Source organism: Treponema sp. R6D11, from assembly GCF_054786075.1.
Window position 1 is genome coordinate 1 of record NZ_BDHD01001319.1, and the last position, 331, is coordinate 331.

At 38.7% G+C, this 331-nt stretch carries 1 protein-coding gene; it reads right to left on the bottom strand.

Features of this window, described 5'->3' with window-relative positions; all coding sequences use genetic code 11:
• The coding region (locus tag ACYVTD_RS18585) for an ATP-binding protein (protein WP_461249069.1) at positions 1-331 on the bottom strand (331 nt) is incomplete at both ends.

A 331-nucleotide genomic window follows, 5' to 3' on the forward strand; every position in this document is an offset into this window, starting at 1 on the left:
CCGTAACAATTCGCTCAACAATGGGAAGCCCCAACCCTGTACCTGACGCTTTTGTTGTAAAATAAGGCGTAAAAATTTGTTTGCCTTCCTCTTCGCCGATACCCTTACCCGAATCTTTGACGCTTATTCTACAATAACAAACTTCTCTTTTTTTGACAATATCAGAACGCAATTCAATTTCTCCGTTTCCCGACATTGAGTCAATGGCATTTATTAAAAGGTTCGTAAGAATTTGCGCAAGCCTGTGTTTGTCAATTTTTATCTGAATGTCCTGAATATGCGCGATGTTAAATTTTACATTGGGATACGAGCCTGAATAAGCGTTAATAAC